15 protein-coding genes are annotated in these 16,854 nt (G+C 64.3%); 7 read left to right on the top strand and 8 right to left on the bottom strand.

The features are described from left to right. The first annotated feature begins 97 nt into the window (after nucleotides 1–97). The 6 genes from QA649_RS38220 to QA649_RS38195 all read left to right on the top strand — a co-directional run bounded on the left by QA649_RS38220 (nucleotide 98) and on the right by QA649_RS38195 (nucleotide 5,498). Entirely contained in the window at nucleotides 98–2,440 is a 2,343-nt protein-coding gene (locus QA649_RS38220) for a TonB-dependent hemoglobin/transferrin/lactoferrin family receptor (protein ID WP_283021662.1), read from the top strand. Nucleotides 2,441–2,556: 116 nt separating this feature from the next. Further along, nucleotides 2,557–2,892 (top strand): antibiotic biosynthesis monooxygenase, encoded by a 336-nt coding sequence (locus tag QA649_RS38215; RefSeq protein ID WP_283021661.1) that lies wholly within the window; start codon nucleotides 2,557–2,559, stop codon nucleotides 2,890–2,892. Nucleotides 2,893–2,923: 31 nt separating this feature from the next. After that, nucleotides 2,924–3,427, top strand: coding sequence for a heme utilization cystosolic carrier protein HutX (hutX, locus tag QA649_RS38210; protein WP_283021660.1), 504 nt, complete (start codon nucleotides 2,924–2,926; stop codon nucleotides 3,425–3,427). Nucleotides 3,428–3,450: 23 nt separating this feature from the next. Further along, nucleotides 3,451–4,227, top strand: coding sequence for a tonB-system energizer ExbB (exbB, locus tag QA649_RS38205; RefSeq protein ID WP_283021659.1), 777 nt, complete (start codon nucleotides 3,451–3,453; stop codon nucleotides 4,225–4,227). A gap of 3 nt (nucleotides 4,228–4,230) precedes the next feature. Then, nucleotides 4,231–4,671, top strand: coding sequence for a TonB system transport protein ExbD (exbD, locus tag QA649_RS38200; RefSeq protein WP_283021658.1), 441 nt, complete (start codon nucleotides 4,231–4,233; stop codon nucleotides 4,669–4,671). Further along, nucleotides 4,671–5,498 (top strand): TonB family protein, encoded by an 828-nt coding sequence (locus QA649_RS38195; protein WP_283021657.1) that lies wholly within the window; start codon nucleotides 4,671–4,673, stop codon nucleotides 5,496–5,498. Before exbD ends, QA649_RS38195 begins: the two co-directional genes overlap by 1 nt. A gap of 45 nt (nucleotides 5,499–5,543) precedes the next feature. Here the strand turns inward: QA649_RS38195 and QA649_RS38190 are convergent, their stop codons facing one another. The 6 genes from QA649_RS38190 to QA649_RS38165 all read right to left on the bottom strand — a co-directional run bounded on the left by QA649_RS38190 (nucleotide 5,544) and on the right by QA649_RS38165 (nucleotide 12,609). Then, nucleotides 5,544–6,899, bottom strand: a complete 1,356-nt coding sequence (locus QA649_RS38190; protein ID WP_283021656.1) for an esterase-like activity of phytase family protein — start codon at nucleotides 6,897–6,899, stop codon at nucleotides 5,544–5,546. A gap of 140 nt (nucleotides 6,900–7,039) precedes the next feature. Continuing rightward, nucleotides 7,040–8,008, bottom strand: a complete 969-nt coding sequence (locus tag QA649_RS38185; RefSeq protein ID WP_283021655.1) for an MBL fold metallo-hydrolase — start codon at nucleotides 8,006–8,008, stop codon at nucleotides 7,040–7,042. Nucleotides 8,009–8,139: 131 nt separating this feature from the next. Beyond that, on the bottom strand, nucleotides 8,140–9,036 hold the full coding sequence (locus QA649_RS38180) for a carbohydrate ABC transporter permease (RefSeq protein WP_283021654.1): 897 nt from the start codon (nucleotides 9,034–9,036) through the stop codon (nucleotides 8,140–8,142). Beyond that, nucleotides 9,029–9,985: a sugar ABC transporter permease gene (locus tag QA649_RS38175; RefSeq protein WP_260388523.1), complete on the bottom strand. Its 957-nt coding sequence runs from the start codon at nucleotides 9,983–9,985 to the stop codon at nucleotides 9,029–9,031. The genes QA649_RS38180 and QA649_RS38175 overlap by 8 nt, the downstream gene beginning before the upstream one ends. 155 nt (nucleotides 9,986–10,140) lie before the next feature. Further along, nucleotides 10,141–11,481 (bottom strand): extracellular solute-binding protein, encoded by a 1,341-nt coding sequence (locus tag QA649_RS38170; RefSeq protein ID WP_283021653.1) that lies wholly within the window; start codon nucleotides 11,479–11,481, stop codon nucleotides 10,141–10,143. A gap of 84 nt (nucleotides 11,482–11,565) precedes the next feature. Continuing rightward, nucleotides 11,566–12,609, bottom strand: a complete 1,044-nt coding sequence (locus tag QA649_RS38165; protein WP_283021652.1) for a C-terminal binding protein — start codon at nucleotides 12,607–12,609, stop codon at nucleotides 11,566–11,568. Nucleotides 12,610–12,860: 251 nt separating this feature from the next. Here QA649_RS38165 and QA649_RS38160 point away from each other — a divergent pair, with 251 nt between their 5' ends. After that, nucleotides 12,861–14,546, top strand: coding sequence for a methyl-accepting chemotaxis protein (locus tag QA649_RS38160; protein WP_018641505.1), 1,686 nt, complete (start codon nucleotides 12,861–12,863; stop codon nucleotides 14,544–14,546). A gap of 217 nt (nucleotides 14,547–14,763) precedes the next feature. Here QA649_RS38160 and QA649_RS38155 read toward each other — a convergent pair whose 3' ends face one another. Then, on the bottom strand, nucleotides 14,764–15,741 hold the full coding sequence (locus QA649_RS38155) for a tripartite tricarboxylate transporter substrate binding protein (protein ID WP_283021651.1): 978 nt from the start codon (nucleotides 15,739–15,741) through the stop codon (nucleotides 14,764–14,766). Between the two features lie 91 nt (nucleotides 15,742–15,832). Continuing rightward, nucleotides 15,833–16,768, bottom strand: coding sequence for a DMT family transporter (locus QA649_RS38150; RefSeq protein ID WP_283021650.1), 936 nt, complete (start codon nucleotides 16,766–16,768; stop codon nucleotides 15,833–15,835). Nucleotides 16,769–16,854 lie beyond the last annotated feature (86 nt).

The raw sequence follows: 16,854 nt of genomic DNA, 5'->3' as shown, positions 1-16,854 counted from the left end.
CGCGCCTTGAGAAAATCAGCCAGCCAGTCGCCGCTTTAAGCGGGGCACGCCAGCCAGAAGACACCGAAACAAAAGTGAAGTGCAGGCTGGGGCTGATATGGCTGACGGGGCTAGGTATTCGCGCGCCCTGATTTTGGGCGCGTCGGTGGTTTCAATTGCGGCAGTGCTGCCGGCAAGCGGGTTTGCGCAGACCGCATCGCCGCAGGCTGAAAACGCGTCCCCGAAGCAGGCCAAGCGCAAGCCGTCCAAGCCGCAAGCCGCCCAGCAAGCAACGCCTGAAGTCCTGAATGCCCGCGCGCAGGCCGGTGGCGCTGCACCCGTTCAGACGCTCGACGCGATTACGGTTGCGGCAACGAAGATCGAGGAGCGTGCGATCGACTCGCTCGCGCCGGTCAGCACCGTGACGCTCGAGAAGATCCAGGGGCTCCAGCCGAACCGGCTGTCGGATATCTTCTACGCCATTCCCGGCGTGTCGTTCCAGGAGCGCGGCGACGATCCGGCGACAGTCATCAATATCCGCGGCTTGCAGGAGTTCGGGCGCGTTGCGGTGGTCGTCGACGGCGCGCGGCAGAACTATCAGCGCACCGGTCACAACGCCAACGGCTCCTTCTTCCTCGATCCTGAATTGATCGGCGGCGTCGACGTGGTGCGGGGCCCGACCGCGAACATCTACGGCTCCGGCGCGATCGGCGGCCTGGTCTCGTTCCGCACCAAGGACATCGAGGACGTGCTGCGTCCCGGCGAGCGCTGGGGCGTCGATCTCTCGGGTTCCTACGGCTCCAACAACAATCGCGGTCTCGGCTCGGTGTTCGGCGGCGTGCGCGCCACGCCCGACGTCGATATCTTCGGCGGCGCGGTCTACCGCACGCAAGGCAATTACAAGGACGGCAACGGCACCGAGATCGGCAATACCGGCAACCAGGTCGAGGCCGGCCTGATGAAGCTCAACGTCCGGCCCGCGCTCGGCCACGAGGTCAAGTTCGGCGCTATCTTCCAGGACTATCAATACGATATCGGCCAGTTCAACAGAGGGCCGGTGGCGACCGCAGCCCAGCGCGCGCTCTATCAGGGCTCGTCGGTCTACGCCTCCGACGCCAAGAACTACACCGGCACGATCACCTGGAATTACGCGCTGCCGAGCGACAATCTGTTCGACTGGCACATGTCGGTCTACGGCAATCGCGTCGATAACGACCAGACCAAGACCTATCACTATTCGACGTCGGGCGCGGCCTTGTGCGGCACCGGCAATTTCGGCAACAACATCTCCGGCTGTGTCGGCGACAAGCGTGGCTATGTCCTCAATACGTACGGCATCGACGCGAACAACACCACGCGCTTCAACGTCGGCGACTGGCGCAATGCACTCACCGTGGGCTTCGATGCCTTCCAGGATGACGTGATCACGACCGACAGCCGCGGCAACTCCAACATCACCACGCCGAGCGGCATCCGCACCGTGTCGGGCGGCTTCCTTCAGCTGAAGCAGAACTACGGCACCTGGTTCGAGGCAGTGAGCGCGATTCGCTACGACCGCTACGACCTGGAATCGGGCAAGACCAATGGCAGCGGCGACCGCTTCTCGCCGAAGATCACGCTCGGCGTCACGCCGGTCCCGGGCTTCCAGCCTTATGTGAGTTATGCCGAAGGCTATCGTGCCCCGTCGATCACCGAGACCGTGATCTCCGGCGCTCACGCGACCGGTGGCGGACCGGCTCTCTTCCCCTGTCCCGACGGCACCGTCGGCCTGTTCTGCTTCCTGCCCAACCCGAACCTCCGTCCCGAGGTCGGCAAAAACAAGGAAGTCGGCTTCAATCTGAAGTACGACAACATCTTCACCGCGTCCGACTCTTTCCGCGGCAAGATCAACCTGTTCCGCAACGACGTCAGCGACTACATCGACCTCGTCTCGTTCGGATTCGTGACGTTCCCGGGCGTCGGCTCGTTCGCGCAGTACTACCAGTATCAGAACATCGCGCAGGCCCGCATCCAGGGCTTCGAGGCGGAGACGATGTACGACGCCGGCAACTGGTTCGTCGGTGTCGCCGGCCACTACATCCAGGGCAAGAATGCAGTCACCAATGTCGGGCTCGCGACCATCACCCCGCGCAAGGTCGTCACGACCGGCGGTGTCCGCCTGCTCGATCGCACGCTGATCCTCACGGCGCAGTGGGCCTCGTTCGGTCCCAACAACGATGTGCCCGCTGGCTATCTGCCGGCGACCGGGTACGAGCTCGTCAACCTGTACCTGACCTACAACGCGACCAAGGACATCGTGCTCTCGGCGTCGATCGACAATCTCCTGAACCAGTACTACCGGCCTTATGCCATTCCCGGCGCCTCGGCCGACGGCACCACGCAGAACGACGTGCTGTGGTCGAGCCCGGGACCGGGCAGGGTCTACAAGGCCGGCATGAAGATCCACTTCGGAGGTGCGTAGGCCGGAAGGCGCCGCCACACCATGAACTTGCGCCGGGCCGCGCTGATGCTCCAGCGCGGCCTCAGTGCGTTTTCGTCTTGATAACGCGTTCGTCTTGATAACAAGGAGAGACCTTTATGTTCATCGCCATGAATCGTTTCCAGGTGAAGCTCGGCTCGGAAGCCGCGTTCGAGACCGTCTGGCGCACCCGCGAATCCTATCTCGGCAGCATGGCCGGCTTCGTCGAATTCCATCTGCTCAAGGGGCCGGTCGCCGAGGACCATACGCTGTATTCCTCGCACACGGTGTGGATCGACAAGGCGGCCTTCGAGGCCTGGACGCGTTCGGAGGAATTCCGCCGCGCGCATGCGCGTGCAGACAACAAGACCGGCGAAAGCCTCTATCTCGGCCATCCCAAGTTCGAAGGGTTCGAGGTCATCATGACCGAGCGCAAGGCGAACGCAGCCGCTTGAGACCGCGGCCGATCACGAAAGGAAGCCGGACATGCTGAGCACCGATCTCGCCGATCTCAAGGCATACATGGCCGACAATCCCGGCGCGGTGATTGAGGACGTTGCGCGCGAGCGCAAGGTCACACCGCGTGCGGTGATCGAGGCGCTGCCGCCGTCCATGGTGCGCATCGGCAGCGGCGAGCATTTCGCCGCTGCCATGCAGGACATCGCGGAATGGGGCGAGGTGACGCTGATCGTCCACACGGATGACGCGATCTTCGAGTTCACGGGCGCAATTCCCACGGGCGAGATCGGTCGCGGCTATTTCAACCTGATGCAGCCGAAGGGATTGCACGGTCATCTCCGCCACGAGCGTTGCGCGGCCGTTGCGTTCGTCGAGCGGCCCTTCATGGGCAAGACGTCCGCCTTCATCGCCTTCGTCAATGCCGCCGGCGGCATCATGTTCAAGGTGTTCGTCGGCCGCGACGAGACCCGCGCGCTGCGCAGCGACCAGCTGCTGCGGTTCCGTCAGCTCGCAGATCGGATCGTGGCGTAGTTTCTTTCTGTCGGGAGATCAGGATGCAAAGCAAGTCCAGACTTCGGCACGTGATCCTAACAGCCGCGCTGACGTTCGCGCCGGCACCGGCCTTCGCCATCGACGAGGCGTTGCTGCCGCGCAATCTGTCGCCCTGGGGCATGTTTCTCGGCGCCGACATCGTCGTGAAGACGGTGATGGTCGGCCTCGCCGTCGCCTCGCTGGTGACGTGGACGGTGTGGCTCGCCAAGAGCGTCGAGCTGCGCCGCAAGAGCACGCTCGCCGTAGCGCGCACGCGCGCGCTCGCAGGCAGGATGAAGCTCGCTGAGGCAGCGGAGCGGACCGGAGATGCGCACGATGCCGTCGCCCAGCTCATCCAGTCCTGCGCGAAGGAGGCGGAGCTCTGCGGCGGCATCATCGACGACGGCCTTCAGGAACGCGTGGCGCTGCGGCTGGAGCGCGTCGAGGCGGCGATGTCGCGGCAGATCGCGCGCGGCACCGGCGTGCTCGCGACCATTGGCGCCACCGCGCCCTTCGTCGGCCTGTTCGGCACGGTCTGGGGCATCATGAACGCCTTCATCGGCATCTCCGAGAGCCACACCACGAGCCTCGCCGTGGTCGCACCCGGCATCGCGGAGGCGCTGCTTGCCACCGCGCTCGGCCTCGTTGCCGCGATCCCGGCAGTGGTGATCTACAACCATCTGGTCCGCGGCATCGCCAATTATCGCGCGCTGCTCGGCGACGCCTCGGCGCAGCTCATGCTGCTGGTCAGCCGGCAGCGCGACCATAGGGAGTTCCGCCTGGCGCGGGCGGCGGAGTAGGCCATGGCTGCGAAGCTCGGCGCACGTTCGCTGCTCAAGCGCGGCGACCCCGGTGATCTCGACGTCACCCATGAGATCAACGTCACGCCGTTCATCGACGTGATGCTGGTGCTGCTGATCATCTTCATGGTGGCAGCTCCGCTCGCCACCGTCGACATCGGCGTCGAGCTGCCCGCGACCGCGGCCGAACCGCAGCCGCGGCCGGACAAGCCGACCTTCGTGACGGTGAAGCCGGATCTCACCGTTGCAGTCGGCGAGGACAGAATGACCCGCGATGGTCTCGTCAACGCGCTCGACGCCGCAACCAGGGGCCGTAAGGACGAACGCATCTATCTCCGCGCCGACAAGGCCGTGAGCTATGGCGACCTGATGGAGGTGATGAACACCTTGCGCAATGCCGGCTATCTCAAGGTCGCTCTGGTCGGCCTCGACGGACGCAGCTGATGGCCGCGAACGCCTTTGCCTTGCACGAACCGCCCGGCGGACGCGAAACCGCGCGCTGGGGCATGTCGGCGATGGTGATCGTGGCGTTGCATCTTGCTGTCGCACTGCTTGCGATGAATTGGCTGAAGCAGGTGCCGGACCAGGGCGTCAACATGCCGGCGATCCTCATCGACATGACGCCGGAGACGTCGGCGCCGCAATCGACGCCGCTGGATATCGCGCCGGGACCGGTGATGGAGCAGGCGGATGCGTCGCCGCCCGAGCCGGTGCAGCAGCAGGCGGTCGAAGAGATGCTTGCACCGACACCGCCGCAGGAAAAGCCGGATGTGGTTGCGCCGCCGGAGCAGAAGCTCGAGCCAAGTCCGCCGAAGCCTGAGCCTGCGAAAATTGAGCCCGTGGAGAAGCCGGCGCCGGTAAAGCCCAGGGTGGTGCGCCCCGACGCTCGGAAGCCGTCGGAGGCGCCGCCCGCTCCCCGCACCAGCGCGCCGCCGCGTGCGGAACGCCAGGCCCCGCTGGCCTCCGCCGTGAGTGCGGGCGCGGTCGCTTCCGCGATGGCGACCTATTACCAGCGCGTCCGGGCGCACCTGATGCGCTTCCACCAGTATCCGGCAAGTGCCAATGGTCAGAAAGGTGTCGTCAGGCTGGGCTTCACGCTCGGCCGCGGCGGCCAGGTGCTGTCCAGCCGCGTCAGCGGATCGTCGGGCGTTGCGGCGCTCGACGCCCAGGCCTCGGCAATGATGCGTCAGGCGCAACCATTTCCGGCGATGCCGCCCGAGATCACCTATGCGACGGTCCCCATCAACATCCCGGTGATCTTCGGGAGGTGACCGGGCTCCTCCCCCGCGCAAGGCGGGAGAGGAGAGAGCGGCGCCTTACTTCGCCTTCAGGAAGTCGGCGACTTCGAGCAGCATGAACTCGTCGTCATCGGCCTTGTTGGGGTCGCGGCTGGACGAGAACGGCAGATTGTTGTCGTTGCCGACGATGATGTGGGTGTCGTCGACGCGATCGACGTTCTCGATGGTGAAGAACGGGAAGGTGTAGACGCCGTCATTCAGCGGCTTCTTCGCCTTCTTGTCGGGGTCCTGGATCTTCATCAGGTCGATATAGCCGATCTTGCGCACGGGCTTGCCGACATTGGCGTCGGAGAGCTCGATCTTGTAGACGCGCTTGAACTTGGCGAGGTCGGGGAAGCAGTTCTCGCCGCGCTGGCCTTGCGGACAGGCCTTGTCGGCGGTGCCTTCGCCATTGTCGCGCTCGATGATGAGGCCAGCCGTCGGGTCGATCATGTTGAAGTCGCCGATGGCGTTGCCGTTCTGCTCGAACACATATTGCCAGTAGCGGCCGGTGAACTTCTCGGCAGCGACGTCGAATTCCAGGATGCGGGAAGCTTCCTTGCCGTCGACCTTCTCCCAGTCCTTCTTGTCGGCATCCCACAGCGGCCCCTCGAGCAGGCCGTAGAGGAACTTGCCGTCCTTCGACGCGGCGAAGCCCTCATAGCCCTTGGAGCGGCGGAGATTGACGTTGGTGTAGGTCGCGCCGGGCGCGCCCGGCGTCGCGACGGCCCAGTTGTCCGGCGAGCGCACCGGCTTGCCGTCGGCAACCGTCTCGAACACGGCGAGGATTTTTCCGGTCTTGTCCGCCTTCAGGATGTAGGGGCCGAACTCGTCGCCGATCCAGAATGTGTCGCCGATGATCTGAAAACCCTCGGTGTCGAAGTCCGAGCCGGTGAGGTAACGCTTCTGGGTGTCCTCATGCACGATGCGGAAGGGGACCTTCTTGTCGGGGTCGTGCAGGAAGATGGTCTCCTGGCGCTCGATCTTGCTGTTCGCCCAGTCCATCTTGTAGCGGTTCAGGTACAGCATCGAATCCGGCGAGTTCGCGCGTGCGCCCATGCCGTTGTCGGTGATGACCCAGTAGCTGCCGTCGGGCATGTGCTTGATGCCGGAATGGCCCTGCAGCGGCTGGCCCTTGAACGGCAGCGACACGCCGGTCGGACGCTCATAGGACTTGCCCATGACGGTGCCGAGCGCGTCGACGCGTTTTCCCGTGGTGTACTTGCCCGATGTCTTGAGATCGGCGGGCGCATCCGCCGGCGCGTCGATGAAGGTGGCGGCCGGCATCACCACGTGGCCGGCGAGCTTGGCCGGGAATTCGCCCTCGCTCTGCGCGAGCGCGCTGCTCGCGGTGAGAATGATCGTTGCGACGGTGCTGAGAAAAGTCGCGCGCATGTGCGTCTCCTGTTAGCGGACGCACGCCTTATGCGGATGGCATATTGCAGTTTTGTGAAACCGGGCGAAAGGCCGCAGGGCCCGGTTACTCCCTTACCGCGCGAGTGAGCCGCAGCGCACCGCAAGCGCTACAGCCGGCATCACACGCCCTCATAGACCAGCCTGGTGAAGTAGCCGGGATCGACTAAGAACTGCCCCCATATCGCGTCGAATGCGGCCGTGGGCTTGGCGGCAACAATCTCGTCGCGCGACTTTCCCTGTTTCTTGAGATTGCCGACATTGTCCCTGATCGCGACCAGCATGTCGCGGAATGCCTGCAGCTCCGCCTTGTTGCTGACGGGCTTGCCGTGACCGGGAATGATGATGGTGTCGTTGTTGGCCGCCGCCAGATTGGCGTCGGAGGCCGCGATCATGCCGTTGATGCTGCCGCCGGTCGAATAGTCGATGAACGGATAGATGCGGTTCCAGTAGGTGTCACCGGCATGCAGGACGTTCGCCTCGGTAAACATCACCGAAATGTCGCCATCGGTATGTGCCGGCCCATAGTAATTCATTGCAATCGATGCGCCGTTGACCTTGAGATGATGCTCCTTGGCGAACACCTGGGCCGGGACGGCGCTGGCGGGCAGGGCGAGGAAATTATAGTCCCAGTCCTCGACGCGCTGAACGACGGAGAGGTGCTTGCGGGTATTTTCGTGGGCGATGATCTTGGCGCCGGCCGCCTGCAGCCATTCATTGCCGTCGGCGTGGTCGAAGTGCCAGTGCGTATTGATGAGGTGCGCGATCGGCTCCTTGCCGAGCTCGGCCAGCGCCTTGCTGAGCTGAGGGCGCGAGACGCCGATGCCGGCGTCGACCAGAAGCTTGCCGTCAGCTCCCGTGAGGACGGCGATGTTGCCGCCGGATCCTTCCAGCACGCTGATATTGTTGCGCAGCTTGTAGGTCGTGATCGGGGACGTTGCTGCACTGTCCTTGATCACGCTGACGAGGCCTCGCGCCTCTGCGAAGGCCTGTCGCGGCGTGAGCCAGCCGGCGGTGGCAGCGAAAGCGCCGCCGACACAGCACAGACAAAAGCCCCGTCGGGACAACGAAGGAAGCTCTGGCGAATCCATGCAGTACTCGCTTTCCTCGATGCTTATTGGCGGCGCCAATGACCGAGCCGGCCGCAGCGACGGCTGGTAACACCAAAGAAGGCAAGCGATCTACCAAGATAGCACGATAAGCCGTGGTCGCGCGGACGCTGCTACTCCTTTACCGCACCTGTCAGGGACGACACATAGTAGTCCACGAACAGCGAGTAGAAGATCGCGACCGGCAGCGAGCCGAGCAGCGAGCCCGCCATCAGCGCACCCCATTGGTAGACGTCGCCGGTGACGAGCTCGGTCAGGATCGCGACCGGCACGGTCTTGTTGGCGCCGCTCTGGATGAAGGCGAGCGCGTAGATGAACTCGTTCCAGGACAGTGTGAAGGAGAAGATGCCGGCCGAGATCAGGCCGGGCACCGCCAGCGGCAGCGTGATCCGGCGCAGGATCTGGAGGCGCGTCGCGCCATCGACCAGCGCGCATTCCTCGAGCTCGTAGGGGATCGACTTGAAATAGCCGATCAGGAGCCAGGTGCAGAACGGCACCAGGAAGGTTGGATAGACCAGGATCAGGGCCAGCGGCGAGTCGAACAGACCGAACTGCACCACGACGGTGGCGAGCGGAATGAACAGGATCGAGGGCGGCACGAGATAGGCGAGATAGATGCCGAGGCCGACATAGGGACTGCCGCGGAAACGCAGGCGTTCGATCGCATAGGCCGCAAGCGTGCTCGCGATCAGCGACAGCGTGGTCGAGCCGATCGCGACCAGCATCGTCGTTTTCAGCCAGTGCGGATAGGCGGTGTTGAACAGCAGATGCTTGATATGGGCGAGCGTCGGCGAGGAGATCCAGAACGGGTTGTTATCCCGGTAGTTCATCAGCTCCGCGTTCGGCTTGAACGAGGTGATCGCCATCCAGTAGAACGGGAACAGCAGGATCAGCACGAAGCAGCCGAGCGGCAGATAGATCATCATCAGCCGCCGCAGCCCGGAATCCCAGGCCATGGTGTCGGGAGGGGCCTTGGCGACGGCGGAGCCTTGCGCGACGGTGTCAGTCATTGGCCTCTCCCTGTTGCCATTTGCGGCGCGCCAGGCCGAAATAGGAGAACAGCGTCGCGAACACCAGGAACGGGATCATCGACACCGCGATCGCGGCGCCTTCGCCGAGCTCGCCGCCGGCGATGCCGCGCTGGAACGCCAGCGTCGCCAAGAGGTGCGTCGAGTTCACCGGACCGCCGCGGGTGATGGCGTAGACGAGCTGGAAGTCGGTGAAGGTGAAGATGATCGAGAACGTCATGACGATGGCGAGGATCGGCATCATCATCGGGAAGGTGATGTAGCGGAAGCGTTGCCAGGCGCTGGCGCCGTCGAGCATCGCGGCCTCGTAGAGCGAGGGCGAGATGGTCTGCAGGCCCGCCAGCAGCGAGATCGCGACGAAGGGAATGCCGCGCCAGATATTGGCGGCGATCAGCGAGAACCGCGCCGGCCAGGGCGAGCCGAGGAAGTCGATATTGCTCGACTTCCAGTGCAGCACGTCGACCAGCAGATACGAGATGATCGAGAACTGCGGATCGTAGATCCACCAGAACGCCAGTGCCGAGAGCACCGTCGGCACGATCCAGGGCAGCAGCACGATGGCGCGCAGCACGCTCTTGAACGGGAAATGGTTGTTGAGCAGCAGCGCGAGCCAGAAGCCGAGCGCGAACTTCCCGAAGGTCGCGATCCCCGTGTAGAACACGCTGTAGAACACCGCGTTCCACCACAAGGGATCGGTCAGCAGATACTGGAAATTCTCGAGGCCGACGAAGATGCCGCGCCGGCCGATCGTGGTGTCGGTGAAGGCGAGCCAGACGCCGAGGCCGAGCGGATAGGTGAGGAAGACGGCGAGCAGCCCGAGCGCCGGTGCAAGGCACATCACGATCAGGAACGGCTTGTAGTCGAACAGCCGCACGATCCAGTTCGGCTGCCGCTGCGCCAGGGCGGGGGAGGAGAGGGTGGTCACGGACATCAGTGTGTTGCCCTGTTCTAGGCTTTCACCACGTCGTCATTGCGAGGAGCTCGCGACAAAATTGCGTAGCAATTTTGCGCTGTAGCGACGAAGCAATCCAGGCTGTCGCTGCTGGGACGGACTGGATTGCTTCGCTTCGCTCGCAATGACGGTCTCTATCTCTGCCGCCGGAAGTACCGCTTGCAGCGCTGCTCGGCTTCCGCAGCCGCGGCTTCCGGCGTGGCAGCGCCGGTGGCGACGGACGCGCACATCTGAATCAGCACATAATCGGCGCTGACCGCACCGGTCGCCGTCGAGATCGGGCCCTTGTAGCCGTCGTAGTAAGTGCTGTTCATCGTGTCCTTGAACAGCCTCACCTTGGGATCCTGCGACCACACGGCGGCCTCGGCATAGGCGGCCAGCGGCTGCGACCAGTAGCCCGAATTGGCATTGAGCCACGGCTCGTACTGGTCCTTCTCCAGCATGTATTGCAGGAAGGCCTTCGCGGCGTTGGGGTACGGGCTGTGCTTGAACACCATGGCGTTCAGCGTCAGGCCCGCCATCGGCGAGACTTTGGCCAGGCCCTTGGGCAACAGCTGATGCTCGCTGTCCTCGGCAATCGCCTTCGTCGCCGGGTCGTTCTTCAGCGAGAAATACAGCGAGACGCCGTTGGCGGTCAGGAAGATCTCCTGCGAGGAATAGGCGCGGTTGTTGCTGACGTCGTTCCACGATGGCGTTCCGGCGATGAAGGTCGGGTATACCTCCTTGACCCAGTTCAGGGCGGCGATCGTCTCCTTGCTGTTGATGATGACGTTACCTTCCTCGTCGAGCAGCGAGGCGTTGTGCGACCACAGCGCCCAGTTGGCGAAGCCGTTGCCGTCGCCCTTGGCGTTGCCGAGCGCGAAACCGGCCGGCTTGCCGGCCTTGTGCAGCTTGCGGCACAGGTCGAGAATTCCGGCATGGTCTTCCGGCACCTTGTCGAAGCCGACCGATTGCAGGGCCGATTTGCGGTAGATCAGGGGACCTGCGGTGGCGCCGAACGGCAGCCCGATCCAGGCATCGCTCTTGTTCTTCTTGCCGTAGCGTTGCGCCAGTGGCAGCCATCCCCCGTAGCGCTTGCCGAGATAGTCGGCGACGTCGGTGAGCTCGATCAGCTTGTCGATGTAGATGTGAGGCGCGTCGGAGAAGCCGATGATGATGTCGGGGCCGGCGCCGGAATTCGAGGTCACCGCGGTTTGCTGGTTGATGTCTTCCCAGCCGACGAAGTCGACCTTGACCTCGACCCCGGTGTCCTTGGTGAACTTCGCCGCATTGGCGCGGAACACGTCCTCGTCGGCCTGGACGAAGCGTACCGGGCGCAGCATGCGTAGCGATGCGCCCTTCTCGATGTCGAGCTTGGGAGCCGTGACATCGGCCGCTTTGATATTGGATGTTTGCGCTGCAGCACCGGTGGCCGCGAGCGTTGCAGCGGACAGGCCCAGCGCCAAGGCATCACGACGTGTGATGTCGCTCCTCATCAGTACCTCCCTATGTGTTCCCTTCCCGGCGTTGATCGCCGGTGAAGGGCCGTTTCGGTCTTCGGCGCTTGTTGCGCCGGCCGCCTAGCTGTTCGGTCCGCGGTCCATGCTGACGGGCTGCCAGCGGCGGAGCGCGGTGTTCTGCAGCACCGACGGGTTGACGCAGCTTACCGGCCACATGCCCTGAAGCACCAGTGACAATTCGTAGCCCACGCGGCGCTTGCGCGCCTCGTCGAACCGTGCCGAGGCCGAGGCGACATGGGCGGTCAGGGTCACGTTCTCCATGCCGAGCAGCGGATTGTTGTGCGAGGGCGGTTCCTTCTCCAGCACGTCGAGGGCGGCGTGCGCGATCCACCCCTCCTGCAGCGCCTTGATCAGGCTCTCCTCGTCCACCGTGGCGCCGCGACCGGTGTTGATGAAGATCGAGCCCTTCTTCATCTGCCGAAAATGCTTCTCGGTCAGCATGTGGTGCACCTCGGGTCGCGCGGGTGCGTGCATCGAGACGAAGTCGGATTGCGACAGCACTTCGTTGAGTGTCGCTGGGATCACGCCGTGGTCGTACATCAGCGTTTCCTGGATGAAGGGATCGTAGGCCATCATGCGCAGGCCGAAGGGCGCCGCGCGTTTCGCAACCGCACGCGCGACGCGGCCGAACGAGATGAAGCCGAGCGTCTGGCCCATCAGCCTCGGGATCTTGAGCAGCGCCGGCCGGCCCTCGGCCCAGCGGCCGTCGCGCGCCATGCGGTCCTGCTCGACCAGGCGGCGGAAGCCGGCGAGCAGCAGCATCATGGCGTGGTCGGCGACCTCCTCGATGAAAGTGTCGGGAATGTTGGTGACGGGAATTCCGCGGGCGGTGGCGGCCTTCACGTCGACGCTGTCCACGCCGACCGAGCCGAGCGTGATGACCTTGCAGCTCTGCAGGCTGTCGATGATGGTCTTGGTGATCGGGATGCCCTTGGCATAGATGGCATCGGCATCCTTGGCGGCGGCGATGAATTCGGCCTCGCTCGCGGGGGCTTCGACGATCTCGGCATCGATCGGATCGAGCGCTTCGCGCTCAAAGGAATAATCGCTGCCCGCGACCGTGAAGCTCGCGCCCTTCGGCGTCACCACCCTGTATTTCGGCATTTCCTGCTCCCGATTTGGTTTCTTGTTGTGACCCGGCCTTCTCCCGGGCGTTTGCGTCTTTTACGCGAAATCGAGGCAGGTGCGTACAATTGCCGGTTGTCCACACCGATGAAAATTGCCGGTTTTGCCGGCATCGTCAGGGCTTCTACGGAGGCACGTAAGTAACTTGCTAAGGGGTCTCACACTAAAGGTTGATTCAATTTCGATCGATTCACTCGCGTGCCCGTATCCTTTTTTGCCGGAGCTATCCCGTGAAGTTGAGCAATCTGAAGATCGCCCCCAAGCTTGGCATCCTTGTCGGCGTCACCTTGTTCGGCCTGTGCATCTCCGGAGTTCTCGCCGGTTATCTGATGAAGCGCGAGATGGTGAATGCGCGCATCGACCAGACCAAGGCGATCGTCGAACTGGCCCGCAACTACGCCGCGACGCTGATGAAGCGGGTCAATGCGGGCGAGATGACCAAGGACGCCGCGTTTGCGGAACTGCGCCGCTACGGCAACGCGATGACTTACGACAAGGGCTCCGGCTATCTGTTCGGCACCAGCTATGACGGCATCACGCAGCTTGCGCCCGATCCGAAGGTGATCGGCCAGAACCGCATGGATGTGGAGACGAACGGCCGCAAGCTGTCCCGCGAGATCATGGACGGCGTCAAGGCCAACGGTGAACTCCTGCTCTTCTACGAATACATGAAGCCCGGCCAGGAGAAGCCGATCCGCAAGCTCGGCTACGCGGTCGCCGTCCCCGGCTTCGAGATGTATCTCGGCACCGGCGCCTATCTCGAGGACATCGACGAGAAGATGGGTCCGGTCTACTGGCTGCTCGGCCTCGCCATGCTCGGCATCGTCATCGTCGCCGGCAGCGTCGCCTGGATGATCGGTCGCAGCATCAGCCGTCCGCTGGCGCTGCTCGGCACGCGCATGAAGGATCTCGCCGACGGCAAGCTCGAGGGTGAGATTCCCGGCGTCGGCCGTGGCGACGAAGTCGGCGCGATGGCCGCGACCGTCCAGATCTTCAAGGACAACGCGGTCCGCATCCGCGACCTCGAGAAGACCGAGGCGGACGCCAAGGAACGCGCCGCGGCGGAACGTCGCAGCGCGATGGAGGAGATCGCCAGCGACTTCGAGCGCAGCGTCAACGGCATCGTCCGCTCGGTCTCTTCGGCCGCAGCCGGCATGCAGAGCACGGCGCAGTCGATGACCGCGACCGCCAGCGACGCCTCCTCGCGTGCGGCAACGGTCGGCGCGGCTTCGTCCAAGGCCTCCGGCAACGTCGGCACGGTTGCCGCGGCGGCCGAAGAGCTGTCGAGTTCGGTTGCGGAAATCTCCCGCCAGGTGACGCGCTCGACCGAAGTTGCGAGCCGCGCCGTCAGCGACGCCGAGCGTACCAACGCCACGGTGCAGGAGCTCTCCACCGGCGCCGAGAAGATCGGCGAGGTGGTCAAGCTCATTCACTCGATCGCGGCGCAGACCAATCTGCTCGCGCTCAACGCCACCATCGAGGCGGCGCGTGCCGGCGAGTCCGGCCGCGGCTTCGCCGTCGTCGCCTCCGAGGTCAAGGCGCTCGCCAACCAGACCGCCAAGGCCACCGAGGAAATCTCCGCCCAGGTCGCCGCGATGCAGACCTCGACCAGCGATGCGGTCGCGGCGATCGGCGGCATCACCCAGACCATCGCGGAGATGAGCGAGATCACGGCGGGCATTTCCGCCTCGATCGAGCAGCAGGGCGAGGCGACCCGCGAGATCGCCCGCAACATCCAGTCGGTCGCCGCCGGCTCGAGCGAGATCAACGCCAATATCGGCAGCGTCACCTCGGCCGCGGAAGCGACCGGAGCGGCGGCCGGCGACGTGCTGACCAACGCCCGCGAGCTGGACAGCCAATCCGGCGCGCTGCGCAATGCGGTGGATGGCTTCCTCGCCAAGGTCCGCGCGGCGTAATTTCTTGCACTGAATTCGTAGGGTGGGCAAAGACGCGAAGCGTCGTGCCCACCTTTTCTTTTTGAGTTCGTCGCGACGTTTCCGTGGGCACGCTGCGCTTTGCCCACCCTACGAGACCTGTGCCCCCGGGGACAGTCATTCCGGGGCGATGCGAAGCATCGAACCCGGAATCTCGAGATTCCGGGTTCGCGCTGCGCGCGCCCCGGAATGACGGATCTCACTGCTTCTCGATCTTCGCGTTGGTGATCAGCCGTTCCCACAGCACCAGCTGCTCGTTCACGAACGTGCCGAGCTGCTCCGGCGTGCCCGAAAACGCATCCATGCCGAGCGTCGCGAGCTGGGCCTTGATCTCCGGCTTCTCGACGATCTTGCGGATCTCGGCGTTGAGCCGCGTCACGATCTCCTTCGGCATGCCGGCGGGGCCGAAATAGCCTTGCCACGACGAGATGTCGAAATCGGGCACGCCGGCCTCCTGCATCGAGGGCAGGTTCGGCACCAGCGGCGAGCGGTCCTTGGTGGTGACGGCGAGCGCGCGCAGCGCGTTGCCTTGAACGTGCGGCAGGCCGGTCAGGATGTCCACGAACATCATCGAGACGCGGCCGCCCATGACGTCGTTGAGCGCCGGCGGCGAGCTCTTGTAGGGCACATGCAAGAGGTCGAGCCCGGCATTATGCGCAAAGGTCGCGCCCGACACGATCGCCGAGGACGAACCCGAGGCGTAGCTCAGCTTGCCCGGATTGGCCTTGCCGTAGGCGACCAGCTCGCCGACGGTTTTGGCCGGGACGTCGGGATGAATGACCAGCATGAAGGGCAGGTCGCCGGTGCGCGCGATCGGGGTGAAATCCTTCACCGGATCGTACGTCAGGCTCTTGAGCAGATAGGGATTGGCCGAATGCGTGGTGTTGGTGGTCACCAGCAGCGTGTAGCCGTCGGGGGCGGCGCGCGCGACAAAGGTCGCGGCGATCATGCCGTTGGCGCCGGCCTTGTTCTCGATCACGATGCCGACGCCGAGCGCCTGCGACAGATGCTGCGAGATCAGCCGCGTCGTGGTGTCGGTGCCGCTGCCGGCCGCGAACGGCAGCACCAGCGTGATGTTGCGGCTGGGGTAATTGTCGGCCTGCGCGGTGGATGCGGCGGCGAGGCAGAGCGCGGCCGTGCCGATGATGCGCAGATTTCGGATCAACGCTGAAAGCATGTCTGGTCGTTCCCTCTTTTTTCGTTGGCGGGGAACCTAGCTTCTCTTCGCTGAAATCGGAAGGCGGGAGTTTGTCGTCCGCGCTGCGGAATTACTTCGCCGCCGCGCCCTGCCGCGAGGCGATCACGACGCCGGCGAGCACCAGGGCGTAGCCGATCAAGTGAAACGGCTGCAGCTTCTCGCCGAGCAGGACGATCGCCATCGCCGAGCCGAACACCGGCACCAGATGGAAGAACGGTGCGGCCCGGTTCGGGCCGATCAGCGCGACGCCGCGGTTGAAGAAGAGATAAGCCAGCGTCGACGGGAAGATCAGGATGTAGCCCAGCGTTGCCAGCGTCAGTGCGTCGAAATGCATGACACGGCCGCTCATTGCTTCCCAGATCGCGGTGGGCAGCAGCATCATCGCGCCGCAGCAGGTGGTGAAGGACAGAAAGGACAGCTGGTGGATCTTGGGCCGGCGCGGGATGACGGCGGAGTAGAGGCCGAACGCGATCAGCGAGTAGGCGAACATGAGATCGCCCCGGTTGAAGCTGATGCTCGCCAGCGTCGCGAGATCGCCGCGCAGGATGATGATCAGCACGCCGAGCAGCGAGATCGTGATGCCGGCGAGCTGCCCGCCGGTCAGCCGCACGCCGAACAGCACCAGCGACCACAGCGCCACGAACAGGGGACCTGCCGACTGGATCAGCAGCGCATTCAGCGCCTCGGTGTATTGCATCGCCCAGTACGAGATCGCGTTGTTGAAGGCGAAGCCCACCAGCGACAGGAACAGCATCAGCGGCAGGCTCCTGCGCAAAGCGGGCCAGTCGCGCTTCAGATGCGGCCAGGCGAACGGCAACAGGATCAGGAACACGCCGAACCAGCGGATCGTGGTCATCGTCAGCGGCGGCACATGCGCGCCGACATGCCGCGCGAGCACGATGTTGCCGGCCCAGAACAGCGAGCTCAGGCTGAGCAGCAGATAAGGCTGGTTGTTGAGCCAGCTGGCCGGATTGGCGGCCGGTGGCGCGGGCGAAGCGATCGTCATTGGTGTCGGATACAACTTGCGCCCGATCGCCGCCGTGGCACAAGTCACAGGGCCGCAATGCTACAATGCGCGAGTGAGCCGCGGAG

Source organism: Bradyrhizobium sp. CB1717 (assembly GCF_029714325.1).
In the GTDB taxonomy this organism is placed as follows: domain Bacteria; phylum Pseudomonadota; class Alphaproteobacteria; order Rhizobiales; family Xanthobacteraceae; genus Bradyrhizobium.
The sequence above is the reverse complement of the archived record's forward strand: the minus strand, read 5'-3'. Positions and strand labels throughout refer to the sequence as shown.